General features: G+C 39.4%; 26 protein-coding genes and 2 pseudogenes. All 28 read right to left on the bottom strand.

The window, feature by feature from the left end; all coding sequences use genetic code 11:
- Positions 1 to 310: 310 nt before the first annotated feature.
- The 28 genes and pseudogenes from EDD59_RS06315 to EDD59_RS06175 all read right to left on the bottom strand — a co-directional run bounded on the left by EDD59_RS06315 (position 311) and on the right by EDD59_RS06175 (position 26,641).
- Positions 311 to 835, bottom strand: coding sequence for a DUF1016 N-terminal domain-containing protein (locus EDD59_RS06315; RefSeq protein ID WP_132380033.1), 525 nt, complete (start codon positions 833 to 835; stop codon positions 311 to 313).
- A gap of 380 nt (positions 836 to 1,215) precedes the next feature.
- Entirely contained in the window at positions 1,216 to 1,641 is a 426-nt protein-coding gene (locus EDD59_RS06310) for a hypothetical protein (RefSeq protein WP_132380032.1), read from the bottom strand.
- Positions 1,642 to 1,669: 28 nt separating this feature from the next.
- Complete coding sequence (locus EDD59_RS06305) at positions 1,670 to 2,101, bottom strand: DUF3795 domain-containing protein (RefSeq protein ID WP_132380030.1); 432 nt, start codon at positions 2,099 to 2,101, stop codon at positions 1,670 to 1,672.
- 46 nt (positions 2,102 to 2,147) lie between these two features.
- The gene (locus tag EDD59_RS18565) at positions 2,148 to 2,585 is read right to left on the bottom strand and encodes a hypothetical protein (RefSeq protein ID WP_132380028.1); all 438 of its coding nucleotides are present in this window, start codon (positions 2,583 to 2,585) and stop codon (positions 2,148 to 2,150) included.
- Between the two features lie 64 nt (positions 2,586 to 2,649).
- Positions 2,650 to 2,973, bottom strand: coding sequence for a multidrug transporter (locus tag EDD59_RS06295; RefSeq protein ID WP_132380026.1), 324 nt, complete (start codon positions 2,971 to 2,973; stop codon positions 2,650 to 2,652).
- Positions 2,974 to 3,057: 84 nt separating this feature from the next.
- A pseudogene (gene rhuM / locus EDD59_RS18560) lies at positions 3,058 to 3,718 on the bottom strand (RhuM family protein).
- Between the two features lie 46 nt (positions 3,719 to 3,764).
- On the bottom strand, positions 3,765 to 4,346 hold the full coding sequence (locus EDD59_RS06285) for a DUF6933 domain-containing protein (protein ID WP_132380024.1): 582 nt from the start codon (positions 4,344 to 4,346) through the stop codon (positions 3,765 to 3,767).
- An 11-nt stretch (positions 4,347 to 4,357) separates the two neighbouring features.
- Positions 4,358 to 4,570, bottom strand: a complete 213-nt coding sequence (locus EDD59_RS06280; RefSeq protein WP_132380022.1) for a helix-turn-helix domain-containing protein — start codon at positions 4,568 to 4,570, stop codon at positions 4,358 to 4,360.
- A gap of 219 nt (positions 4,571 to 4,789) precedes the next feature.
- A complete protein-coding gene (locus EDD59_RS06275; protein ID WP_132380020.1) occupies positions 4,790 to 5,434 on the bottom strand; it encodes a hypothetical protein in 645 nt (214 codons plus the stop codon).
- A gap of 49 nt (positions 5,435 to 5,483) precedes the next feature.
- Positions 5,484 to 6,638, bottom strand: coding sequence for a zinc chelation protein SecC (locus EDD59_RS06270; protein WP_132380018.1), 1,155 nt, complete (start codon positions 6,636 to 6,638; stop codon positions 5,484 to 5,486).
- Positions 6,639 to 6,837: 199 nt separating this feature from the next.
- A complete protein-coding gene (locus EDD59_RS06265; protein ID WP_132380016.1) occupies positions 6,838 to 8,088 on the bottom strand; it encodes a Shedu anti-phage system protein SduA domain-containing protein in 1,251 nt (416 codons plus the stop codon).
- Positions 8,089 to 8,205: 117 nt separating this feature from the next.
- A complete protein-coding gene (locus EDD59_RS18645; protein ID WP_330571933.1) occupies positions 8,206 to 8,607 on the bottom strand; it encodes a DUF6664 family protein in 402 nt (133 codons plus the stop codon).
- Positions 8,608 to 8,665: 58 nt separating this feature from the next.
- The gene (locus tag EDD59_RS06255) at positions 8,666 to 8,899 is read right to left on the bottom strand and encodes a tyrosine-type recombinase/integrase (RefSeq protein ID WP_243117356.1); all 234 of its coding nucleotides are present in this window, start codon (positions 8,897 to 8,899) and stop codon (positions 8,666 to 8,668) included.
- Positions 8,900 to 9,020: 121 nt separating this feature from the next.
- Entirely contained in the window at positions 9,021 to 10,046 is a 1,026-nt protein-coding gene (locus tag EDD59_RS06250; protein WP_132380014.1) for a tyrosine-type recombinase/integrase, read from the bottom strand.
- Entirely contained in the window at positions 10,033 to 11,028 is a 996-nt protein-coding gene (locus EDD59_RS06245) for a tyrosine-type recombinase/integrase (protein ID WP_132380012.1), read from the bottom strand. Before EDD59_RS06245 ends, EDD59_RS06250 begins: the two co-directional genes overlap by 14 nt.
- Positions 11,012 to 12,268 carry a tyrosine-type recombinase/integrase gene (locus EDD59_RS06240; RefSeq protein WP_165920880.1) on the bottom strand — a complete coding sequence of 419 codons (1,257 nt, stop codon included), beginning with the start codon at positions 12,266 to 12,268 and terminating at the stop codon, positions 11,012 to 11,014. Before EDD59_RS06240 ends, EDD59_RS06245 begins: the two co-directional genes overlap by 17 nt.
- Positions 12,269 to 12,377: 109 nt before the next feature.
- Positions 12,378 to 13,229, bottom strand: coding sequence for a tyrosine-type recombinase/integrase (locus tag EDD59_RS06235; protein WP_132380008.1), 852 nt, complete (start codon positions 13,227 to 13,229; stop codon positions 12,378 to 12,380).
- 444 nt (positions 13,230 to 13,673) lie between these two features.
- Positions 13,674 to 14,655, bottom strand: a pseudogene (locus EDD59_RS06225) (virulence RhuM family protein).
- Between the two features lie 144 nt (positions 14,656 to 14,799).
- A complete protein-coding gene (locus EDD59_RS06220) occupies positions 14,800 to 17,682 on the bottom strand; it encodes a DEAD/DEAH box helicase (RefSeq protein WP_132380006.1) in 2,883 nt (960 codons plus the stop codon).
- Positions 17,683 to 17,684: 2 nt separating this feature from the next.
- Complete coding sequence (locus EDD59_RS06215) at positions 17,685 to 19,814, bottom strand: site-specific DNA-methyltransferase (protein WP_132380004.1); 2,130 nt, start codon at positions 19,812 to 19,814, stop codon at positions 17,685 to 17,687.
- A 9-nt stretch (positions 19,815 to 19,823) separates the two neighbouring features.
- Entirely contained in the window at positions 19,824 to 20,588 is a 765-nt protein-coding gene (locus tag EDD59_RS06210) for a radical SAM protein (RefSeq protein WP_243117355.1), read from the bottom strand.
- Positions 20,589 to 20,604: 16 nt separating this feature from the next.
- On the bottom strand, positions 20,605 to 21,540 hold the full coding sequence (gene tcmP / locus EDD59_RS06205; protein WP_165920879.1) for a three-Cys-motif partner protein TcmP: 936 nt from the start codon (positions 21,538 to 21,540) through the stop codon (positions 20,605 to 20,607).
- Positions 21,503 to 22,627, bottom strand: a complete 1,125-nt coding sequence (tcmP, locus tag EDD59_RS06200) for a three-Cys-motif partner protein TcmP (protein ID WP_132380000.1) — start codon at positions 22,625 to 22,627, stop codon at positions 21,503 to 21,505. The genes tcmP (EDD59_RS06205) and tcmP (EDD59_RS06200) overlap by 38 nt, the downstream gene beginning before the upstream one ends.
- Before the next feature lie 11 nt (positions 22,628 to 22,638).
- Entirely contained in the window at positions 22,639 to 22,860 is a 222-nt protein-coding gene (locus EDD59_RS06195) for a helix-turn-helix domain-containing protein (RefSeq protein ID WP_132380037.1), read from the bottom strand.
- A gap of 426 nt (positions 22,861 to 23,286) precedes the next feature.
- Positions 23,287 to 23,973 (bottom strand): helix-turn-helix domain-containing protein, encoded by a 687-nt coding sequence (locus EDD59_RS06190; protein WP_132379998.1) that lies wholly within the window; start codon positions 23,971 to 23,973, stop codon positions 23,287 to 23,289.
- A 75-nt stretch (positions 23,974 to 24,048) separates the two neighbouring features.
- Entirely contained in the window at positions 24,049 to 25,035 is a 987-nt protein-coding gene (locus tag EDD59_RS06185; RefSeq protein WP_132379996.1) for a hypothetical protein, read from the bottom strand.
- A 633-nt stretch (positions 25,036 to 25,668) separates the two neighbouring features.
- Entirely contained in the window at positions 25,669 to 25,887 is a 219-nt protein-coding gene (locus tag EDD59_RS06180) for a hypothetical protein (RefSeq protein ID WP_132379994.1), read from the bottom strand.
- A gap of 73 nt (positions 25,888 to 25,960) precedes the next feature.
- The gene (locus EDD59_RS06175; protein WP_132379992.1) at positions 25,961 to 26,641 is read right to left on the bottom strand and encodes a DNA/RNA nuclease SfsA; all 681 of its coding nucleotides are present in this window, start codon (positions 26,639 to 26,641) and stop codon (positions 25,961 to 25,963) included.
- Positions 26,642 to 26,643 lie beyond the last annotated feature (2 nt).

Here is a 26,643-nt window from a genome sequence, read left to right as displayed (position 1 = left end):
CACGGAGTGCTATAAGCAAAAGTGCTGGATTTTATTTGCCAAAAAACGCTGGAAAATAATTTCCACTTTTTGCTGGAAAGTACTTGCCGTTTACAAAAGGATTATTTATGGGATTTTTATCAGGGCTATTTCATTCCAGAGATAAACCAAAAGACAGTCTTTCCGGTCGCCTCTCCTTTTTTTGGATGCAGAAACCTGGATGAATGCAAAGAAAGCGATAGAATTGGGATTTGCGGATGACATACTACATGACAATAAGAAAGAAGCCATTGACGGATACTCATTCTCCATGCGGACGGTTGCCAATGCATTATGGAATAAAGCAAGGCAAGAGAAAGCAACGAATTCGCCACAAACAAAGGAACCCAAAATTAGTCTGGTTCAATAAACATTTTTCATAGGTCTGATTTTCTATAAAATTACTCAGAATACGCTTCGTCCATCCATATCTTTTTACCATCTGTATGTAGAATTCTCTTTGCAAATCATCTTTGCACTTTTCCATAATAATATTATTGCTCCAGCTAATTTCTCGCACCAGTGGTGCGAGTTTTTCAGATTCGTAATAACTAAGATAAAAATTTCGCATTCTCCAAAGATTTGCAGCCGAATATCCCTTTGCTCCTGGGAATTCTTTCTGTAGCTCCTTTGAAAGAATCTGTACAATAGATTTTCCCCAGCCTTTCTCTTGTTGCTGTCTGTAAATTTCTTCACCTATTTCCCAGTATAAGTTTATCGTTTCTGCGTTCATTAATTTCAGAACCTGGTACTTCTTTTTATTGATTAACTCTTTGATTTCATCCACTAATGGCTGATATCCAATTATCTCGTCCAAATTGTTCCTCCATAACTAGCACCAGTGGTGCGAGAATTAACATTTACAACGTATTCTTTATGCCTTAGGTAAAGAATACATGACAAATACCTCCTAAACATGAATTACATTTATACCTTTATAAATCAATCTGCAACATAATCAGACTGATCTATAACCTTTTCAATATATAAAAACTTTAAATATATAAAAAACTTTAAATACTCTTAAGCATTAGCATAATCTTGCTGCCATATTTATGTCCCACACACTTTTCATTTATTATACACATTTCAACAAACCATTTCCATTATATTACTTTTTTGTAAGATTTAAATTTTCAACTTTCCTCGCTATACTATCAATAGGAAGCTGTCCTTCTTCATCCCCAAACTCTACATTTATGTTAATATGTGTGTCTGCTTTTTTGTGGGAGGGCGAATATAATCTCTTGCGGCAAGAATTATATCCTTGGGGGCATCGTTATCTGCCAGAGCCATCATTGCAAGGACATATCCTACATATAGTCCATCTAAATATCCCTCCTGATGAAAATTTGAAATCAAAAGATTATCCGACAAGCCATTATAGCCTTTTGCAACGAGACCTTCCTCAAAGAGATGTTCAGACCATAACGCAACTATTCTCTGCTCTGTCTCTGGACTATTGCGTAGTCGTTCAATTGTTTCTGGAAAGTCTTTTACTTTACCTTCGAGATAATCAAAAACAGCATCTATAACTATTTTTACTAATCCCTTTGCCCTGCTGTTGATGTCAACTTTAGCTTCATCAAGCACTCCATCACCAAAATGCACATTATTGTCCACAGGTTAACCTCCTTAAATTTTTCAAATTCTATAAACTGGATGTTTCATCATTCATCTTTTCCTGACACTCACTGCATTCCCTGTCGTGAATGGAAATAATACCGCCACATTTTAAACAAGTATATTTTTCTTTCTGCTTTTCCATAAACGCTTCTAACCCATGTTTCCGGACAAACTCACTATTTCCCATAAGGCTTGCTTGGTATCTCTTGTTATAGCTTTTTTCAAGATTCTTTATCAGTTTACATGGATAGTCAAAACACTCGAAGCAATAGGACAATCCTTTGTCTTTGATGCAGTCTTTTATCTTGCATTTGCGGCAATGTGCCGGCTTTTCTTTATCGCTGTTCAGACAGCCGGCACATGGCTTTTTATGATAACAATGCTTATAACACACCTTACAATTCATTCCGCAAGGGGCGAACATGATAGTATTAATATTTTCTGTTGGCATTTTCATAGATTATTACCCCTTCCGCTTTCAAACTCCCAAACCAAACGGAATTTTATCGTTCTGACATATATTTTTGTATTTCATCAGAAGTCAGTTTTCGTATCTGCGTATTTTCATATTCTCTGTATTCTTCGACAGTGAAAACAGGCGCCATACTTTCACACGTTTTTCCTTTATTCTTTTTTAGATATAACTGCAAGTCCTCACTGCCTGCAAAAATTTTGTATGAAAGTCTGCCATTTTCACTTTTTATCTCATAGATACCACACGGCTTTTTCATACTGTAATCAGCGGTACGCAAATATAATTTTGCAATTTCCAACGACTTAAAAGGGAAATTCCACCGCTGTAATCCACGCTTAGTGTCATGCTCTATACAAATACACCGCCCACAAGTTCCGCATATGTACTGTGTGTGATTTTCCAAACAATCAATCGGATTTAATAATGGAGTTATTCTATTTTCATCAACATAACATTCCATACACATATCGCATTCCCTCTCTTTACAATTCCGACTTGACTATTTCTGCCTGAATTTCATGTGTCTCAAATTATCTTTCAACAAAAAATCTCACTGTTTCCTTCAACTGATCACTAAATTCTTCGAGATCCTCATAACTAATTGCGCCTTCATTCAAAAGCGAAATAATATTATAAATCAGGTTCGACCGGCTCATTTCTACTCTAACACCTGCTTTCTTTCTATCTTCCTTTATTCTCTCCTCCAGGCTCCAAAATTTATCGGATGGATTCCCATCTTCGCTTAGCAAGTGTATATATTCCTTATTGAGCCTGTCCATATAGGCTTCCTGCCAATCCGCTATCTTATTTCTAAAAAGCTTCCAGTCTTTTTCAGTAAATCCTCTTTCCTGCAAAATATCACCCCTCCTAATTAACCTTGAACTATTCGGAATTTCCGAACAGTTCAGATAAGCATTTATTCAAATTTTTCAAATAACTTATTTTTGCTGTTTTCCCTTTTGTTCCAGCAGCTTTATGCTTTCCAAATAGTCCTTTTCCACACTGCTAAGGATCTTTGCTTTATATTTTTTATACTCCGTCTGCGCCTTTTCCATAGCTTGCAAATGACTGATCATTCCATTTCCAATGAGAAGATTTTCACCTGTTGAAGTCAAAATCCCGTCAAGATGCTTTGCCCAATCTTCCATTGTCATAGGAATTTCCCGTTCCGCCTGTCTTTCCGCAAAATCAAGATATCCTGAAACAAGCTGCCCCATAGCCCTTAGCTCTTTTTCATCCAGATAATTCTTTGCGATTTTCGCTTCCCGCAGTGTTGGCTGCCCATATCCGAAACTGCACGCCACGCTGTGATTTTACACGATATCCGACAGAGATAACAACATCAAGATTGTAGAATCTTGTAATATTGCTTTGCTTTTTGCCTTCCATAGCACCGTGCTGACTGGTTGTTGCAAATTCTGCAACAACCACTTTTTCATCTAACTCTCCCTCAGTAAATATGTTTCTAATGTGGCGCGAGATAGTAGATTTGTCTCTTTGAAACAGTTCTGCCATCTGCTCTTGTGTAAGCCACACCGTTTCATCCTGCATATTGACATCTATTTTAGTCAAACCATCTTCGGTCTGATAAATCAACATTTCTCCATAATTATCCACTGCAGTGTTCTCCCTTCGGTTTTACTGGTCAAGATTTTCCGTATCTATCAAGTACAATCTTTCTGAATTTTTCTCCCCCATAAAAATACTCTGTTTTTCCATCTGTCTTCATCGTAAATAACCACTTGAAATTCACATCATGGTTAATCTCCATCGAATGTAATATGCCGCCACGAATAAACTCATAAAAACGATACCCATCATCAGCAAACCTGCTCTGTGTCGTATTAAGGGTGGCAATTGCACTCTTATCTGTAAGTTTCGCAAAGCAGGTCACAAAATTCCCTTCAAACATCTTTTTAAGCGCTTTTGTCATTTCCCTGTCATTTTTATATAGTTCGAGCAAATAGTGAGCCATCATGTCGCCAACATTTTCTAAGTCGGCCACTTTAATATCTATCAGAAACAGCGTGAACTTACTGGCAAAATTTACAACTTGAATGCACTTCCTTCTATCGAAATAAAATAGCTTTGCACCCCATTCCAGAAGTTTATCGCCACTTTCTTTTTCAATCACTGCTTGAGTAATCCTATTAATTGGAGGGGTTAATTCTGCCGGAAGTTTTAATTTATATCGTTCAAATGTCCGTTTTGTAGCATAAATAATCATAGCACACCGCCTTAATCATTTCTCTTCACATAGGTTAGTTCAATGTCATACCCAAGAGCCTCCAGCATCTGTACAAAAGTCTTATTCACAACACCGTCTTGCTTTTTGATGATGCGATTGACATATGGACTTGTAGTTTTAATCTTCTCCGCAAGCTGTGCCTGAGTAATACCACTCTCTATACATTTCACCTTAACATCTAATTCTATATTATTTTTCAACATAAAAATCTCCTTGTCCGCACTGCTTTCAACGAATTACACAAATCAGATAATTTATTGTACCGTACTTCCATGACTTTTTCAATGAATTTCAGAAAATTAAGCACCCCGCTTTCCGGCAGAGTGCTTACCATCGCAAAGCCGAGTGGGTTTCGGGGTGAAACCACTCGGCTATGTAGGAATTGTTCAAATATAAAAAGGACGAGTTATGCTTATTAAAATCTAATCGTTGGTTTGCCAACTCTCGAATACTAAGCCATAATAGTAACCTGATAGACATGACAAACAGTCCTTAATATCTTTGAAAACAAGAACAAAGTTCTCTAAATCCACAACGACATTTTCATATGTTTTCAAGTAAAAATGGTATTCCTTGTGATTGTTCATAGGATACCGACTAAAATCGATATTATAATAGGCTTTGTTTATGTCATCTCCCATAATTGTTTTTGAAAGCTCATCAAGATATGATTCTAAATTCATTATCATATTGTTAAATTCAGATTCTTCATGCCCTATTCCAAAACCGAATTTTTTAATCTTTTGCTTTGTAGTAAGCCAAATTCCTCGTATATCGTGGTTCTCTTTGAAAGAAGAGTTATTACCAAGTAAAATATTTAAGCTCCAGCAAATTGATTTCTCATATAACTCAATACCGTGATTTATTGAGAATAGCATAGGAAATATAATACCATCAGCCTTTTTGTCAGAGTTATCTTTTAGGCAACACTCTGCTAATAATATCGCACTTTCAAAATACCCCTCAGCGATTACGTTCATATTATGAATTGGTTCGTGATTATTAGTTCTCCAATTCATATAGGCATTCTTATTGATGTCTGCATTGTAACTGAATATTTTTTTCATCTTTCTCCTTAAATATTGTTGTCCACAACAGCGTTTACATTTCTTTCCACTACCACAGGTTCAATGTTCCTTTCTCCCTGTTTTTTCGATTTGATGTTCTTTGAACTTCTAAATTATTTATCAGAAAAATGGGGACATTGCCTTCCTGTGTTAGAGTCGATTTTTGTAGATTATATATCAGCTCTAATATATAAAAGATGATGCAAAAGTTTTCTATACACAAATCAGCAAATTCAAGTAAATACAAATTAACAGACTTGTTTCTGTCTTTGAACGTAAGTAATTGTGTCTTGTAATCAATGTCACTATCAAAATGTTGTATGGCGTTTCTTATTTTATTATTCAAACTATTAACGGACTTGCTAAATGGTTCTTTTTCGCCTATGTATCCATTCTGTAATCTATTTCCTTTTGTTTCTTTAAGAAAATCAGCATAGGTCTTTCCATTAACACACTGCTTCCAATCGCTTCGTAGATATATGTTATTTAACCCAATAATTATTGCAACATTTTCAAGTATCCATTCAAAGCTTTTAGCGTAAAAATCGGATAACTCATTGAAATTTGCCGTCATAATACCATGCTGCTCTTTATCAACGTTCTCAACACAGTTTCCATTTCTGAGGGCAACTACGGGAACTAATTGTTCATATATCTTCGCAAATAAATCAATTAACTTAAATGCATTTCGCTCAATTTTGCAAAAATCAATCTGGTTATTTTCTATAAATTCAAATATTTTATCAAAATTAGCTGCTGTTCCAATTACAGTTTTACCAATTCTCGAATATTCTTGTAAGCTGCCTGCCCCGATAACATTTGAAATACCTGTTGTCGTTAATAGGAGTTGATGCAATGCCATTGATGCATCGAGTCTGTTATTGATTTTCGTAATCGGGATATAAGAGTATTTAGAAACTAAGTTCTCCAATTTTGGGAATAAAATCGCATCTTGAGCATTCCAAAACAGTTCAAAGTTTTGCTTCGTTTTACTCAAGTCATGCTTCATAAAATCAGCAAAACACATAGCCTGTTGGGTCGCTTTTATTGCCGCTTCTCCATCATTATAAAGTGTAGAGTTCCTCATGTACGGTGAAAGTTCAACCTCGCCGAGCTTTTTGTATATTGCTTTTTCTGGTAGGAAACTCCGCTGAAAGTTCAACTGAATAAAACTCTTTATCGTCACAGTTAGTAACATCTGCATTCTCTACATTAATATTGTATTCCTCAATATAAACTTTACCGTGCATTGTTGACTGACAAGTGGGACACTGAATATGGAAAGGAATATCATATGCACCCACCTGAATGCGAAGATTTATCTTCGTTCCGCAAGCATTGCACTGAATAAATTTGTTGTCAACCACAATATCCCTCCTGTCCTTTTACTTCCATTTATCAAATCATTGATAAAACTGTGCTACCACAGTATCAACTAAATCGTCATAAGTGATAATTTCCAAATCTTGATATTGTGCTTTGATTTCCATCCATACTTCAGCTTCAAAATCGCTCCTTCGTCCGACCACTAAATATCTCCTTGGTTTGTAAGCCTTGATATCATGCTCTTTTTCACACCACATTTGGTTGTTAGGGTCATCGAAATATTGCTGATATACTCTCGTTTGGGCAATATATGAGTTGATTTCTGAGCTGAAATTTTCTCTATTATTTCTACCAACAATTGCACCGTGTTTTATATTCGGCAACTTAAATTCAACTATATCCGCATACCCATTAGCTTTAAGTACGAAGAAGTCCGGCTTAATATTGGGTCTGTTTTCACTCTGCCATTTGCACTCTACTTGTCCAACTGAACGGATTCCTTGAAAAGCCATTGTCATAATAAATTTATTCTCGTCTTGCTCCAAAAAGGAGGTAATATCAGTCTCAGAATTCGTAGAATCACCAAATAATTCAATAAAGTGATTCATTTTAGGCAATTTATCATACTTGTAGTCAACAGGTTCAGGATATTGATAAAACATATCCCTAAGCCAGTTACTACTATATTCTGAAAAATTGAATTTCAACTCATCGTATTCGCCCTCTAACGTGTCGTCATATTTCAATGGCAAAAAATCCATCCATTTAATAGTTCTTGTTTTCAAGTCATTGTTCTTACAATCAAAGAAAGTACAATTAATCAATCGTACAAACTGATTTCCTACAATATCAATTCCATCTGCATTGAATCCTATGGAATGGTTTTGTGCTGCAAAATTCCATTTCAAATCAATAAGTTTTTCCATCCCTGCATTAGTTGGTAATACTAAATCCTCATACAAGTCACTTATTAGGGGATAAACGACACCACTGCTCCCATCAAATTGAAACCCAATAATCTTTTCCATAAATTGTTGAGTGGTAATATTTTCTTTTGTCCAATCATTTAATGTAATGACTTTTTGCGACTTTGGTTGGATCACCTTGCTAAATGGATTTCCGCAATACTCAATAGCGAGATACTCTTTGCTAAAATAGAGAATTATGCTTTCGGGGTCAATAATAAAACAATTGACATTATTGATATCAATATTGTTATCTTTTATATAATGAAACATCTTGCTCCAATATATTTTTGATATTTCAGACAATAGTTCTACAGCTAATTCACCATAACTATTAGCATTCTTCTTGCTTTCATCAAACATGTTTCATCTACCTCATTTACTAACATTTTTTATATATTATACCTCATATCTATGAACTTTTCTACCAATTTCGGCTATGTAAAAACGGCATCAGCTCCTCGCCAATGCCGCTACTCTTTAAAGCATATTTATCCTTTTAAGATACCCCACACAATCCCTACAGCCTTTGAAATAGACATCCTGCATTTCAATAGCAGTCAGTTTATTGTGCAAACTGTAGATGCAAATCAATGCAACACATTTTTCCTCTGACAGCCCATGCGGTTTGTCAATATCAACGACATCTTTTACCTTCGGATACCTTTTATACAGCTTGTCCAGTTCCTCCATGACTTCCTGATGCTGCCCGGTGGCGTAAACATCCACGATATCGTCTATGATTTTCTGCATAATGGTAGGGAGGGTAACAGGAATATCATCTGGCTTGTTATATCCGAGTGCCATTGTGAGGTTTGCCTGTGCATCTAATGCCGAAAAAATAGTTATCCCGAATTTTAGGGATGATTCATAATAAATCATTGTATACTGCTCCTTTCTGTGAGTGTATGTACTAGAAATTCGGGATAACTAAGATTGCTTATCGCAGTCCGGCAAGTTTACGCAGTGTTTCCTCATCGGAGTCATCCCAAATTGGCGGCTCATCACTATCCGTTGTGACAGAGGTTGCTTTTTCAATGGCCTTCCGTTTCATTTCTGTATCAGCATAAGCATAGATTCTGGTCGTTTCTATAGACGCATGACCAAGGAATTCACTAAGCAACGCCAACGGCATACCACCACGATATAAGTGAATGGATCTCGTATGGCGCAAATGGGGAGCTCCCCATTTGCGCCATTATGGAGAGTGTTTTAAAATGGTGAGTGATTGCTCGTAAGGATGATATTTCCGATAACCTTTGGATATCGTGCGCAAAACACTCACCATTTTATCGTCAACGACTTAATGTATTTAAAAAATCCATTAAGTTCTTATCATCTGACCAGTCCGGCAATTCATTTGTTGGAAGTATATCTATATATGCCGCCTCCAGTGCTTTTCTTCGAGTCTCCGTGTCGGCTTTGGCGTAGATTTGTGTAGTGCTGCAATCGCAATGCCCCAGCAGATCTCTGATATAGACCAGATTAACGCCTGATTGTAGGAGATGGACGCTCTTGCTGTGCCGAAATACATGTGCTGTAACAGGGAAGCGCACATCAAACCCTTCTTGTAGTTTAGCCATATCAACATATTTACCTATGATGTAGGATATTCCCCAACGTGAAAACGGTTGCTTTTTTTGATTTACAAACACATACTCTTCACCTGTGCTGATGCCCGTATTATTAGAACTACATTTTAAGTAAGACTGTAACAAGCTTTTCGTTTTTTCAGTGATGGGTACGTGCCGTGTTTTTTGCCCCTTCCCGTGTAATGTAATGACCGCGGGCTTTTTCAATCGCAAGTCTTTTACTTTTAGGTCAATGATCTCCTGAACCCGGGCAGCACTATCGTATAAGAGTGCCAGTAGTACCAGATCCCTTAGCCCATTTTTATTTGATGGGTCTGGCATAGATAACAAAATTTTCATCTCATTCCCGGTAAGGAAAGGAACTACTGTCTTTGCACACTTTTTATTTGGGATGTTTAGTATCCTCTGGAATTCATATAGATTCTCCAGCGATTGTTTCTGGACAAAACGTACAAACGAATGGATTGCCACCAGCCGTTGATTTCTGGTTGTGATGCTGCAACCTCGTGTAGACTCAAGCCAATCTAAAAAGTCAGTGACAGCATCGCGGGTCAAGTCTGACATGGCAAGTAGCTCTGGCGTAATCGACTTCACACTCTCAAAAAAAATCAGCAACAGTTTAAATGTGAAAGAATACGACTGTATGGTGTGAAGGCTGGCATTTTTTTCACCTGGCAGGTATTTACTGAGGAATGTGGTCAAGTAATAAGGCAGATCAGCTTTCATCATATACAGCCTCCCATTCTGGGATGACATAACCAAACTCGGCTTCAACACGCTTAACAATCTCCGGATAAAGATCTGATGTAAGCGATAAATAATACTGAGTGGCGCGGAAATCCGAGTGTCCCATATATGCAGCAAGGTATGGCAGCATGACGGTCAGGTCATTGTCGGACAAAACCCAGCCTTTAAGACATTTGACGGCAAAGCCGTGACGAAAGCTATGGATTCGGGGACCTATTGCTGTGTGGGGGATGTCGGCCATCAACAGGTAGTCCCTAAAATGGGTATAGGCAGTGCTTTTGTCCATCTGCCCCATGACACCATTGTGGCAGCCGGGGAAAAGAAACATCCTGCTATCACTGAATCGATGAAATTCATCAACAAAAGTGGCAATGCGTTTTGTCATGCTGTCAGACAGTGGAATCAAGCGATCCTTCCCATTTTTAGCAGCGCGAATGGTAGCAATTCCGGAATCTATATCCATATCGTCAAGAACCAGGTTCAGTGCCTCAGATATCCTGACACCCGTACTATATAAAAATCTGAATAGGACTGGATCTACAGTTGTCCTGTACGAAAACCTTGCCTGTAGGTACGACTTTGGATAACCATCAATGGTCGTGAAAAAACGCCGAACCTCATCATCGCTTAAGATATAGGGAATGAATTTACAACGTGGCAGCTCGGTTCTCACTTCGGCTATATACGTGTGGTAACCCCTGTCTGAAAGATAAACCGCAAAATCTCTCATGACCAGTTCCTTGTTCCGATGTGAACACGGGCGCTCGTTCTTATCATAGATAAAATCATTGACTAGCTCCTTTGTCAGCGTTGCTCCATCAAACCCATTATTGAAATAAAAGGAGTCAAAGTGCCGTAGGTAGCGTTCTTGGGTTTCAAACTTCATACCGGTATGCTGTTTCAGGGAAATATAGTTTTGAATGACCTCGGCAAGATTACTTTTCCACTTATAAGGTGTTTTCAATAGCAAACACCTCCTCCGGGTCAATTGCACATTTACGCAGTCCCTCAATATCTATCTTTAGGTAAAGACCGGTTGTATTGATAGACTGATGCCCTAAAGTTTCAGATATGATCGGCAGCGGTGCTTTAACGTCAAGCATATTTCCCGCTAAAGTGCTTCTTAAAGAGTGCATCCCATGTTGTTGGTTACCGGGCAAATGTAAGCCGGCTTTCAATATATAGCGATGCAGCTCTCTGCTAAATGCGTTGCGGTCGCCAAAAGCATTGAATGGTGCCTTATGCCGGACAAACAGGCATTCACTGTTTGTAGCAGGACGACCGTTCTGGAGGTAGTCAATGATTGCCCACCCTACGTCCGGAAGCAACGGGAGTTCGATTGGCTGCCCAGTTTTGATCATGATTAAACTTATTGTTTTCCGGTTCCAATCGATAGAAGACAGTTTAAGGCTCCTAATATCGCCAATACGAAGACCAAGTCGGATTGCGATTAAAAGAATTGCGTAGTCCCGCTTCCCTTTAGGATCCTCTCGGTCAATGGCACCAAGTAGTTTTTGCAGGTCTTCTTTTGACCAGACATAAGGGATAGATGCATTGCGGGGAGTACGTACTTTGGGCAGCATAGACGCTATATCCTGGTCGATATAGCCCCGGTTATACAAAAAAGAAAAGAAATTTCTAAAAACATACAAAAATGTTCCAATATATTTGATGGCATAATTCTTTAGGGTCTTCAGATAGCATTCAACATGCAGGATTGTAATATCGTTAGATGAGGTAACCCCCTGCTCATTCAAATACATAATCAGCAATTGAGTTTTCTGGGTGTTTGATTCGATTGTAGATTTTCTGTATCCGCGATAAATCAGTTCTTCGCAGAACGCTTCGTATTCCGATTCAAAAGAGGGTGGGCAGATAAACTTTGGTTTTGTTTTTCGGACTTTATTGCAGAAATGTCCATTTTCCAAGTAATACAGTAAAAGTGATAATGGCCGCATACGGTAATCCACCCTGCAATCTGAAGTGACACATCCAAAACTACTAAATCGTTGACCTGTTTTCAGGTAAATGTACTCCAGACACATACTTTCATCAATGGATTTAATTCCGTTGTCTTTCAGATAATTCTCAAAAGAGTTAAATGAGGTTGCATAGGTCTTGAGTGTTTTCGGTGATTTTCCTTCACGCGTTAGTCCTTCCATGATTGCTAAAATAGCACTATGGATATCCTGGTTTTCCAACATAATCATCCTCCTTAAGTGTATTGTGAGAATCAATTGTTACAAGGATAATTATACATAAAATGGTGAGTGTTTTGCGCACGATATCCAAAGGTCATCGGAAATATCATCCTTACGAGCAATCACTCCCCATTTTAAAACACTCTCCATAATGACGGAGTTGGTGAGGGTGCACCTGTTTGGGAACGTCAGGGCAGTTTTGGAGGGCTGATTTTCCATACTTCTTCATGAAAGTTTCTACGGTGTCGGTTGACATCCGATGGCTTACCCCATGGGTTACCACATAAAACAGATATTTATCTCCATACTTTTGGTATTCTGGGTGAAATATCGATAGATAATTCAGTAAGTGCCTGACCGTTGTATCCATTAAAGGAACGGTTCTGATTTTGTTTCCTCTTCCTGTTAGATATACAAACGGTGCTCCACTGCTTATGGATAAATCTTTAATTCTTATATCAAGCAGTTCCTGGCAGCGCGCCGCAGTATCATACATCAGAATCATAAAAAACTGATTCCGCAGTTCTTTTGATTTTCTGGTATCGGGTTGATTCAGTAGCTCTATTAATGCTGGCTCGCTTAAGAACTCTACGATTTTTGAATTTTTCTTTTTCGCAGGAACAGCGCATACTCCCGCATAGACAGACGATAGGGAAAAATCGTTCAATCCAAGATATTTGGCAAAAGACCGCAAGGCCATTAAGCGTTGATTGCAAGTACTGGAGCTGTTTTGACGCTTAACTGTCAGCCATTCCAGAAAACCATTGATATTGTCCTTATTGACATCATTTATGGATAATTCAAAAAGAGAAATGGACTTTGATTCACTCATATAATCAAGAAATAAATTAAAGGCATATTTATAGGATGCTACCGTATTCCCGCTGTAGCACTTTTGCTTTGGCAGATATATCTGGAAAAAATCATGGATGGCTTTTATCAGTGCCTCATCCTTTAGCTTCATGTGTCACCTCCGGAATCAATGATTCATAAGCATTCAGATCCATTCCGGACAACTCAGAAAAGCATTCCGGAACTAAGTGGATATAGTAATTATGACAATCTTGTCATAAAAAATAACTCCACTTTTATGTTGATATGACTATCTGGATTCTTGTGGGAAAGCAGTACGCACGTCTCCACATGGCTCGATTGCTCAGGATGGATGTCTGGATGCTGCAAATACGTTCCGGCTGTATGCGGAAATTTATCCAAGGGTAAAATCAGCCGAAATGTGGTCAAAATATAGCCTTGTCCGTTCTCGGAAAAATGTCTATGAGGCGGCTCCTACTTACTATACGCAATCTGAAAGATTTTCCGACCGTCTCGAGACTGCGCTCCGTGGGAACAAGTCAGGATTGCCATCGTCTCAACCCTTGTTCTTGGATTTCCCAGTGGCCGTGATAGGTTATTTTTTACCTTTCTGTTCCAGCTGCTTTATGCTATCCAGGTAATCCTGCTCCACGCGGCTTATCGTTTTCGCTTTGTATTTTTATACTCCGTCTGTGCCTTGTCCATTGCCTGATCATGGCTGACCGTCCCATTTCCAATCAGCAGCTTTTCTCCTGTGGAGGTCAAAATGCCGTCGAGATGTTTGGCCCAGTCCTCCATAGTCATTGGAATCTCACGCTCTGCCTGTCTCTCGGCAAAATCAAGATATCCGGAAACAAGCTGGCCCATCGCGCGAAGCTCTTTTTCATTCAGATAGTTTTTTGCAATCTTCGCTTCACGGAGTGTAGGCTGGTCTCCTGAAAAAGTCATCAAGCCCATAAAATCCTTTTCTGCGTCAGCACGATGATAGATAACCTCCGCAGCAGTCTCGCCGGAAACAGCATAATGAATCTTGTTCTGAACTCGCTTGAAAATTGTATAGAGACTTCTGCATTGGGATTGTAATCAACGCTTGTCGCATAGATTTCCAACACCTGACGATAGAACACTTTTTCAGAAGCTCGGATGTCACGGATTCTTTCCAGTAACTCCTTAAAGTATCCGCCACCGCCCAGCTCTTTCAAACGGTCATCATCCATTGCAAAACCTTTTTTGATGTATTCCTTTAATATGTCTCTTGCCCATATACGGAACTGCACGCCACGCTGGGATTTGACACGATAGCCAACGGAGATAATAACATCGAGATTATAATAATCCACTTGATATGTTTTTCCATCCGCAGCAGTTGTTGCAAAATTTGCAACAACTGAATTTCTGACTAATTCTCCATCCTCAAAGATGTTTTTAATATGCTTGGATATGGTAGACTTATCTCGTTGAAACAAATCAGCCATCTGCTCCAGCGACAGCCATACCGTTTCGTCCTGCATACTGACATCTATCTTCGTCAGACCATCTTCGGTCTGGTATATAATTATTTCTCCACGGTCGTCCATGCTGATGTCCTCCTGTTCTGATTCATTTCACAGCTTTTTCTTTGCATTGCAAGTCATAACTAAAGAATCGTACATATCCATCAAGAAATAGTCTTTATATTAACCTGCGTAATATCTGCTCCAGATTGTTAATAAACATTGAGGTTACATGAAGTCTCCGTCGGTATTAAAAATATGATCCAACTCGTCAGTGTTGACCGCATGTGATACCTTATCCCGAATTGCAGACTTGTACATATTCAGTCTCCTGAACCGGTCTTTTCCAGCTGCATCCTTGCTCATACGAATAAGTTGAATACTTCCAACGCCCGGATTCTGCCTTGCGTACTCTGCGAAGCCCTTTGCCTTACCAAGATTGTCCTTAAAGTCAGGATTATGCGGCTCAAGAATGTCAATGACATATTCTGACACTGGATCTTTTCTAACAATAATAAAATCAGGGAAAGTCGGTTTAATCTCACCATCGATTTCATATGGAATACAAAGCGCCCATGATGCTCTGGACGGATTGCGAATCCAACAAACAAAATCAGGTCTTTTCTCTTCTTCCTCAATAACACCAGATTCCCAAGAATTTAACTTCATCGTAGCTGTTCCTGTTTTATCGTTAACAAAAAGGTGATCCTTATAGGCTGTGCCGCCTTCTTCATGTGGAACCTGGATGGTCTCTGGAAGCCGGAAATTATGCTTGCTTATCACATCGCCATCGGAAACGATACTGTCATATTCTCGACGAATTTTTTCTGAATCAATAGTTGCAATATATCTCCGATAATCATCATTCAAGCTATGAAAGCGATTCTCTGCATACGAGTAGAGTCTGTCCATACAATCTTGATCCGCAACAAACAGAATTACATCTACCTTAAAAGCTGATAGATCAGACATGTCCATATACTTATTTCCATAGGCCATTCCGATACCTTCACGTCCAAGTTTTGCATCTGCAACTTGGAACTGTCGTTCAAGGTCTGTATCGGTCGTTGTGAACATATCATGCACTGAATAGTTGTCCACGGTTTCGCCAAAAGCATCAAAAATCTGTGTGGCAAGTTTGAACTGCTTTACCTGTTGAACGAGCTCATCATATTTGCCCTTAACTCTCAGGGCTCCTATGTAATCGTGAATCATCTGAACAATTTCGCCCTGCACCTCTCTGATTGCTTCGCGGTGCAAATTAGATATACTGAGCAAATGTGCCATTCTGAACAGTGATTTCAAATAATCGTTGATTCTAAGTGCCCTGACGTTATAAGAAAGCAGACCTGCGTCATTTATGAATTTCATGACTGCCTCACGGTCAAACTGATCCTCTGCTGGTTCTTCCTGCGAGTTTTCCTGCGTACTTGTAGTTGCAGCCTGGTCTTCCGATGCTCTCCCTAATGCCTGGGCAACCGCGGCAGGAGATATGTTCTGACTTGAATGCTGATCATTCTCAGCTTCCTGCTTTGGTTGGATTGCTGTCGGCTGTGATTCGGGTTGTAACAGTCCATCAGAAGTTTGTTCTTGCCCCGTCGCATAAATTTCTTCATGCAGCGCTGAACTTGCCTCACCAAAACTGTGAGTCTCAGTTCCTTGATTCATAAACACATCCAGTGTCATCTGCCTAGGATACTGCATATCGATTTTCTTTTTCTTGGGCTTTACGGTCAATGTCTCAAATTGCTTACCAGACAATGACTCTCCAAAAATATCTGAAGGTATATCCCCACCCTCGGTACTCTGTAATGCCTCTACAACATCTTTTACTGTATTTTCATTAAAATACGGCAAATAGAGATGCACATCATTCAGAACATCATCAACCTGAATATGCATCTGCATCGGTGTCCTGACCATTCTTCCAAGGAGCTGTGCAATATATGTGGCATCACTGGCGTGCTTGAATGACATCATGGTCTCAGCTCTTGGACAATCCCAGCCTGTAGAAAGGTTTTCTTTAAAGAACACAATGCGAATGTTCCTGTCCTCCGCTATACGAGATGGCTCTTCGTAGCGCACTTCAAGTCCATTTATTGAAAGTGACGCCGTCGTGCCGCCGAATGTATGTACAACTTGACCGTTTTCCAGTTTGAAACCCGACCGCTCTTCAATTTTGGCTATGCAATCTTCCAGATTTGTATCAGTCAATTTATCTCCGGTTCCGTTTAATACCTGGACAATCAGGATCGGATTCACATAGGCATAGTGCTGCTCATAGCAATACTGCGTCCAATGCTCCCATTTTTCCTTCCAATCATCCGCTGCAGCCTGTAAGATCGCCATATCATTATTAACTGCACCTTCCTCCGGATAAGTGATGACAATTCTGTCTTTTAGCAATCCTGATGCACGAACTTCATCAGATGTGACGATAGCTTTGTGTATTGTAGAGGATGTGCCCTCGACCAACGCATTGAATCTCTGAGTTGTGGCGGACATGCCAATGACAACCGGCATCGGAGGGATACAGTCATCATCGCTGCCCTTGATGAACTTTTGCATGATAGTAGTTGCTTTGCCGGCTTCTCGCCCCTGCATGCCGCGATGCGCCTCATCAATGATAAAATACAGACGGTCGCTCTTTTCTCGAATGGTATTAGCAAGTGTCTGCCAGATGGTATAAGTACGGCCATCTCCATTCTTCGTAAGCTTGGAAGAAACGGACAACTTCTGCGTATTCAGAAAATAGATATGTCCGTTCTCAAATACCTCTCTATCAAATGACTCCTCGGAAACTGTAACACACTGTGAAAGCCTGATTTTATCTGCCTTGGAATCGATCTTCTGCTTGGATTGTTCGTTCAATTGCGGAGAATCAGAGAGCCAGACGATAATAGCGTCCTGCTGTTCAGCATAATTCTCGTCACCGAAAAAAAAATTCTCGATCAAAGCCGACATAATAATTGTCTTTCCGGCCCCAGTCGGTGCAGTGAATGAAACAACCTGCGGCGCATGCGTTCTATGAAAACTACCCATAGCCTCCGCCGTTTTCATGCGTATATCGAGAAGCGACTTTCTCTGAAAAGGAAATAATTCTACGTTCATGGTTACCTCCCTGAATTGATCCGGAAATTATCCAGATAATCTCTATAAAGCTGGTAGCAGTCTTTGCCATCATATGTACGAATCATCGTCTGGTATGCTACCTCTGAATCCGTTACAATGAAGACCGTCCGGATCTCTGGATGCTTTTGCATTTCCGCGTCAAATTCGGAATAATAAATCTCATCTATCAAGACTGCCATCTTATTTTGTGAAAGGATAAGCATGTTGGGGAGTTCATCCGACTCAAGCACAGGGCACCTTCCAATGGCTCCACCTTTCATCCAAAGTACTGGAAACAGCTCTCGAAACTGCCTACCAAGTGCGATAGAAGTTTTATCGAGAAAGGTTAATTTAAAGTATTCACAATTTGTCTTGAACCCACTTGCCATTGGAAAACCCGAGCCCAAGTAATTTCCATTCAGCGGATTGCCATTCGAATCATGACCCTCTATTGTACAGACTGTACGGGGCCAAGTAATATAACGGGCTATTCCAAACTTCTCCCATTCGCTGTCTCCTTGATGAAGACCTTTTTTGTACAGTGATTTAGCTTCTCTGTCGGAAACTTCATTATTTGTCACCATTATGCACCGACGATGTCCATTATCTTCTGCATTTAGCAAATTTACCGCATGCAGTGTTGTTCCTGATCCCGAAAAGAAGTCCACAATCAAAGCATCTTTCTTGTCTGCAATATAAAATCGCAAAGTATCTTCTACTGCATACAACGACTTTGGAAAAGGAAAGTCTCTATTGGGAATTACTTTATCTATGAGATTTGTTCCATAAGTGCTGGCGTCATGCCAGTCGCGAACCCACATTGTCTTTGGCTCCCTGTCCTGTTCCTCATCTTCATTCCATTCTAGGATAAGTGAGCCGTCAGCTTCTTTACCGGTTGCAATAAGAATGCCATCACGCAATTGTTCTTTCTGTTTCTTTTTCAGAAAAACGATAGCCCATTGGTCTCTCTTCTTGTTATATGCACCTAATTTTGCTATTCCTTGCTTCAAATAACTTTGCAAAGTATCATATCCAAGTTGCCATCTTCCTTCACTATTATCTGTTCTAATTGGCCATACCGCCTTTAGCCCTGGAATAGGAGGTTTTTTTTCGATGTCATGCCTGTTTACATCAATTGGAAGTGGTTCGCCAACAACTTCTATCTTTCTTCTCTTCTCATCAACCCATACTGGATAAAACAAATTTGGCGACTCTCTTCTAGAAGATCCATTAGAGCCTCGGCGTAACATGCTATTCCATATTGTGTCGGTTTTCGCTTCTTTTGCATTGTGATTGCTGTTATCAGTAACATCGAGCATAGAATATTTAGATTTTTGTATATTCATCGAGCCAAACTGAAGAAAGAACAAGTATTCATCACATCTTGCAAACTGTCCCACTCTTGTAGATGCTTTTTTATTTATCCTCGACGTCACCATCTGCATACGTGCCTCTGGAAATATTTCCTCAAGTAGGCAGCCAAGATGTAGATACTCTTTTTCATCGATAGTAACAATTAACACTGAATCTTCGGGATTCAGAAGTTTCTTCGCCAGCTTCAGGCGTTTCTCCATCATTGACAGCCATTTGCTGTGCCTGTAGGCATCTGAGCTGTCGACATAATCGTTATTATATTTCCAGTCACGAGCACCGGTATTATATGGCGGATCAATATAGATACAATCAACCTTTCCAGCATAGAGATACTCCAACAACTGAAGCGCATGATAATTGTCTGCCTCGATCAGTGTGTGCCAGAGATCACTATCAGGCGCATTTTCAACCTTATCAATCGGCTTCAGACACGGATAAATCGGGTCACCAAATCGAGCAATACATACAAGAGACGAAACAGGGATCTCAACCGTCGTTTTTCTTTCCTTTTCATAGCATTTAGCTGTACCGCCCGTAATTGACTCCACCATATAACTCTGCTGAATGTTCTTGCCTTTAATTGCAACAAGAGCACCCTTCCTTACGGGAATGTCGTAAAGAGGCGTGCACTCTGGAATATGCTCTTCAAAAACAAGGCCGAATTTTTTCTGCTTGAGTAACTTATTCGTTTCCTGCAGGATTCGTTCCCGGAGTGCGGGGTCATCAATCTGCTGGATCAGGTCTTGTAATAGTGCCATGGTTCCACCTCATTCTTCCGTTATTGTCTTTGACTTGATATGATAATCAATGCCGTGCTCTTTACAAAAAGCAATTACTTCTGCAGCGCACTCATTATAAAAATGATTATGTCCTTCATAAGAATTTGCGACTTTACTGTAGTTTGTCCTTCCAAAAATAATTCGATCTACAAAATCTATAGCTTCCAATATTTCATGCAGATCTTGCTCGATCATGTTCGGTGTCGGATAAGGTTCGATGCTTACCCAGGTCTTGCACCCCGCGTCATGGAGTGCCCGGAGAGCAGCCAGCCGATTTACAGAAGATGTCGCTCCTGGCTCCATCTGTTCACGGTATGTCTCGTCAAGTGAAATCAATGTAATTCCATGCTCATTTTCTTTTGAAAGCTCCGCCAGTTCCATTGGCAAGAGTCCCTTAGTAAGTGTTGTACATTTTATACCTGCATCGTTTAATTTTCGAATAGCAGCTATACTCATTTCAGAAACTTCCGGATATCCATTCATAAACGGATCGGTCGTAAAGCAAAGTTGAACAGAATGAATTTTGTCTTTCAACCGTGGAATTTCTTTATCCAATAGATCAAGCGTATTTGAAACAAGTGCTGGTTCAATCCAGCTTTCATAATTTTTAATCTGCCCGAACCGTTTTTTCATAAGAAATGCATAGCATGGATATCTGCATCCGTGTGCACATCCCTGTACATGATTCATTGTGTAATCGCCATACTCCACCCCGGTTTGATAAAGCATGGATTTTCGTATAATGGTCTTCAAGTAAAATTTCCTCCGCCTACTTGTTTTTCAGTATATAATCTGCTATCTTTAGCGCAAGGTTCTGTGCTGCTGAGCTCTTGTTTGAAATTGCAAAGCAGAACAGGAACATCGGCGACCTTTTGACATTTCTGAATATGCGAGGGTGCTTGGACACACAGGGAAATATCGTCTCAAGACGAGAGATAATGTAATCCTTAACGTGTTCAGGATTTGCATCTTTAACTAATCTTTCTCCCTGATTTATAGTCGTCTCATCAGGAAATATATCAAATAAAGTTAATTGTGGATCTTTCCTGTAAAACTCTGTCTGCCATCCGGAGTCGCCAAGCAGTCGATCTATGCAATCTTCCCATCTATCATATTTCCCGTTTTTTGGCAGCATTCTTTCCAGCACCGAAAATGGAAACAGGTACCAAACATCAATAGATTGCGTCCTTGACACATCCACAAGAGTTGTCCAATTCACCTGCGTCGCATAGGGGTCTAAGAACAGGAGTCCTCTGTTATATCGCCAATCCACATCGTTGATGATCTGAGCAAGTTTATCATTGGCATCTCCACAGTAGATCGTAACCATTCGCATTAAAAGCGGAAACTCAGTGTTTACCATATTTCGAAGTTCATCCGCTTTTTGATCATCAGCTTCAATGAAGTAATAATGATCGAATTTCATATCAGCTGACAATGCCCTCTTTGCAGATCCGACAAGGTGCTGTTCGCCATCACTTGTTTCAATCTCGCCTGTTCCGGCAAATGCATCTATATAAATTTTCTTAAACTTCTGATTTTGTAGCGCAATGAGGTATGCATCCAGATAACTTGTGAAAATATTCAGTTTTTCTTCTGTCCAGTGGCCTCCAAATTTTTGTGATGTTGCCATTTGTTTTCCCATCCTCATTAATATGCCCTCTGCCTTACAAGGAGAAGAAGATGACTGTTTCTTTCTTACCATTTTCATCGCTTACAATCTGTTCTATTTTTGCGCCAAATCTTTCAGAAAGATCCTTCTTTATCTCATTCCGATACCCTTCTGACGGGAAAATCGGGTGATCATCCAGTAGTTCCCACATTTCGGTAAGCTGCACCTGTTTACGGCCTTTGAAGTTTTGCTGAAGGTATCTCGAAATATCAGAAACATGGAAGCAAGATTCATCCGTTTCATTTGTAATGATGCCATAAGAATCAAAAGAAAGTTGCTCACTCTCCGGAGAATTCTTGGTAGACGACTGATTGCCAAATACCTTCCAGGCACTTTTCTTGTATAGCTTGAACCCTTCTTTATTACTTGTGCAATGTATCAGGTTATACATGTGTGAGTTCTGCGTGTTATAGAAAGGAAATGCCGACACAAAGTACCTGCGTGTTCCCTTTAGGGAATTAATAATCTCCTCAACTCTTGCCTCATATGCAACCTTGTCACTTCCAAACGGAACCAATTTTTCAAAATCTTCAAGATACGTATTCTCATATTTTTCTTTAGTGGTTTTCTTCTTAGCACTTGTAATCGCTCTAACCGGATCAGAAACCATGTGATTGATTACAACTTCGCCCCAGTTGCGAAAAAATGGTAGCAACGCTTCCCAATCGATATCGGCATCGTAAGGATCATAAAATAGAAAATAATGTAAATGACCGGCCTGATATAGCTGCGGCCCTATAGTTCTTAAAAGTTCATGTGCATCAAGTCGTGACGTCACAATCTGAAAATTCCGTTCATTCTGTGGCAAGTGTTTTTCCAACTCATCCACTCGATTTTTATCTTTGTCGTTTAAATAAACTTGTACTGTTTTATTTGGATAAAGCCTTGCAACATTCAGCAGAGCTTCAGAAACTCGCAGTGCCGTTCCCTTTACTATTTCTCCGGCATCGTTTGTATACACACCGCAATTGCACATACAATCAATAAAGATAAGACCATTGCACGAGTCGGTCAGCATAAGTTTCTGCGCCCACGATTTTATGTACTCTTCGATCAATTCAAATTTCTTTATCGTATGGGGACTGGCTTTACTGATTACATTTTTTCTTCTGCCTGACATATTCTCACCCCTCAAGCTTTGCTATCTCCATCTGTGGGGATAAAATCCATAATATCTCCTATATTACAGTCAAGTGCCTTGCACACCTTCATCAACACTTCCATGCTTACAGTCTCTCCCTTTGAAAGCTTTGTAACTGAAGCCCAGCTCATTCCAGCAGCTGCCTGTAAGTCTTTCTTTTTCATGTCTTTGTCGATCAAAATTTTCCATAATTTTTTATAACTAACTTCCATGGTGGTCACCTCTCGATTTTCAAAAACAGATATTACCGCAGCATGAGTATAGTGTATCATCTTCTCGTTTCAGAATAAAGAGTAATTCTTCATGAATAGAAGAATTTTCTTTTTATTCTATTGAATGCACAACACAATTCTGCTATAATATGAAATTATCAATTACACCGGTTTTCAGGGAAGGAAGGCTGTACAAGTTGAGCACGTATAATAACGAGATCGAACAGTTTATTTACAATGTTTGCTACCATCCCATGTGGGAAGCGGCTTATTCGTATATTACAGAGCATCCGTATGCTCTAAATCTTACATATTCAAAAATTCAAAGCCCAGATTCTGCTTTGCTGGAAGACATGATTCTGGAATTTTCGAAGAACATTCGTATCAATGAAGATGCCTTATTATTCGATGCAGTTGTAAGTTGCACTAATCCTTCTCTCCTTCGACTACATTGATATCTTCCGAATCGTATGCCCCTTCAGGGTATTCTCGAATCCAACCTTCGATTTGTATAATTCTACCACATTCATGACATTCATAACCATCCTCGGAATTAAAGCTATAGACTACATCTGGTCCCATTCCATTCTCTTTCTCATAACTGCTCTCGTCATACATGTAATCTTCTAAATCCACTTCATGTTCCTCACCGCAATAAGGGCATTTGATACTGCGAATTAACGATACCGCACGATAGCCATACATATCTTCTGTATTGATGAATTCCTCGCCCTCTGCTTCTCTCGCCGCAATAACATTCCAATAATGGTCTGTTTCGAATGTTTCAAATTCCACCTTATCAGCAAGAAGTTCTGAAAGCAAAATCAATGCATTTTGCTTTCTCTTTATCTCAGCATCAATATTATTCTTTCTGATTTTTATTGCTTCTTCTAAAGTGCATTCACCTTCTTGCAACTTTCTGATATCGCTGCATGTAAGCCCAGATTTAGTAAGCACTACAAGCAATCGTAAATGCTCACAATCTGCATCTGTATAATTGGTGCTTCGATTTCCAGATGGTGGATTCTCCGGTGTGAAGATTCCCTCCCTCTTAAACAGCTTAATTCTGTCACCATCGATATTGAGTTTTTCTTGAATTTCTTTTGGTCTCATATACTTCGACCTCCTTTCAAGACCTATCTTAGCAAGTAGGGACTTTGTCCCTGTCAAGTATTTTTTCAAAAAATATCATTTCAGCGAATCCCATAGTTTTTCTGCTTTTTTATATGTTACAGGCTTTTTAATGTGGTGTGGCAATTCGTTTCTCTCTTCATCATTATGATAGTAATATACAACTGATTTAATTTTAGGATTGGTGCTAATAAGTAAAAACAGGTGCTCATCATTTGCTGGTGCAAGTCCAACTACTTCCAACTGTCCACCTATCGATTTAAACAGAGATTCTTTATACTTTGTTTCAGACTCAATCAATTCTCCATACTTATCAAGCCAAGACCAACTCATAACTGCATCACTATAGCATTGTTCCATCCCATGAATCATATTAGATATCAATTTTTTGCACTCCTGTTTATGCTCCTGGTAGTATAAACTGGTATTACTGTACTCTGGTGCTAATTTTGAAAACTCCCCATGAAGATGACATATTCGCTCTGAACTGCCTAACGTACTTTCCAAGTTATAATCGTAATTTGTTGTGAAGATATTACTGAATCGATTGAGGTACTTATTCATCCCTGGATAAAAATTTTTATACACATTGTTGATTTCACCGTTATTATATATGCCATCAACTATCATTTGGCGAAGAAAAGCAAATCCTATTTTTCTGAATTTTTCACTCTGTTCCTCTCCATCTTCTGCTCTAAATCCATTATTAAATATCTCAAAAGCCAAAAAGTAATCCTCTAAAAAGACAGACAGCACATTACTTCTTTCTGGATATGTTCTTGAAATTCTATCTAATTCCATTACCATAAACAAACCTTCAGCATTACCTCTGAGTTTTTTTCCTCTGATTTGATTAATAACATTTACCAGTCCCTCTAAAAATTCAAGCTGTTCTTCTGTCGATAATGAATTTTCCGCTAGTGCTGTATATTTTCCGGCCTTTATATTTTCAACTACTCTATTCATTGTTGCACAGCCAGAATATACATCTTTTCCGCCAAACTGAATATTAATACCGTTACCTACGAGTAAATTTCTTTCCATTCGCAAATTATCTCCTTTCTCTCCATCGACATTCAATCCGCTACCTAAACTCTCTCTGACATCTAAACCACTGTTTTAATGCCCGACATCTAAATCGGCGTCTAAACTATACACACTTTTTCAGGCAAGTCTTCGTTGCACTGTTTCCGCAGAGCGTTATGTTAAGGCCTTTGATTGAATGTTTCCATAATCTCGATAGCAAAAAAGACCTGAAATCAAGCCTTTTTCACACCTTATCATTTCATCTTAGACATCAATACTACCGTCTCCACATGGCTTGAGAAAAGCACCTTGATGTCTGGATTTTGGACACATTTCCGTCCGTTTGCGGGAACTGCTCAAAGCCGAAAAGCGGCGTTTTTACAGGTGCTCGGCGTTTGCGGAAATTTATCCAAAGGCTTTTTCTACCTATAATACTGCGGGCAGGAGGGAGGCCATCGTCTCAACCTGCTCTCCTGCAGTTCGGCGCCGCGTCATTACGATCTCAACCCTATCTGTCATCGACTTGGTCGGTCAGCGATCAAGTTGCTTTTCTTATTGCTTCTCGGGTTGTTACTTTCCCTACCAAATTAGTTCTAACATACCTTCAATGTCCGGTTTTTCAATCGCCATGAATGTCCGACCAGCATTCTTTCAGCGGTTCTGCGCATCCATCGTTAAAAGATTCCTATGCATGACATCTAATTCCGACACTCGTGCCGTATCTAACAAGACGTAATCTTTGATACAATGCCCGTATGTACTTTTAGCCCAGAAACCGCGCAGTTTCTGGGCTTTTCTGCGTTTCAGGGCATGGTGCGGGAGTGCACTTCTGGTTCTGTATTCATATGCTGCTGCGGTAGCTGTAGTCAAAAGCGACACCCCCAATCTGCAATTGTTGAAAAGTATGGCTATCGTTGAAAGGTTTAATTCAAATGAACGGGTTTTAAAAGATGCATTTGACTGTTGCCTTCACCTTTGGCACGCCATTATCCATATATAAGGAAAAACCACGAACCGTCATGCCTACCTCTATACATTTCCTAAAAAGAGAAAAGTATTCTGTTTGCTCCTCATTAACGGTTATCTGCTTTGTACCTCCATACATAGAAATAAACATATAGCATACTTTATGTCCATTCAGAAGAAGTTCCCTGATATTCTCTAACTGGTGATTAGCCCGCTCTGAGGATACGGTTGGAAACAAAGCTTCCTTGCCAAAAGAAAGAATGCTTTTAATTTCAACGACTGTATCGCTATCTTCTATATAAAGATCGCTCTTATAACCATCAATGCTTTTTTCACCAAAAACTTGTTTTCTGCTACCCAAGAAAGAGAAAATTCTTCTATTAAGCTCGTTTTTTATAACTTGATTAACACTCGACAAGCTTACGGGTACAAAGCCTCGTCTGTACTGAATGGCATACACGGAATATTTCGTCCGTGCATTTTCTTTCTTTATAGGCAACAGCAAAACCATTCGGCCTTTCATATTAATAAAGTTACTTAATCTGCAGGAGGAGGGAATATAGCATAGTGTGTCTATCCCGTCGACATTCACAGTGCACAGAAAACGGTTTTTGATTTCTGTCTTAAATATGCCATATTTAACCTCCGGCTCAGACATCA

Origin of the sequence: Muricomes intestini (assembly GCF_004346165.1) — a bacterium.
GTDB lineage: Bacteria > Bacillota > Clostridia > Lachnospirales > Lachnospiraceae > Muricomes > Muricomes intestini.
This window is presented reverse-complemented; position numbering and strand designations above follow the sequence as displayed.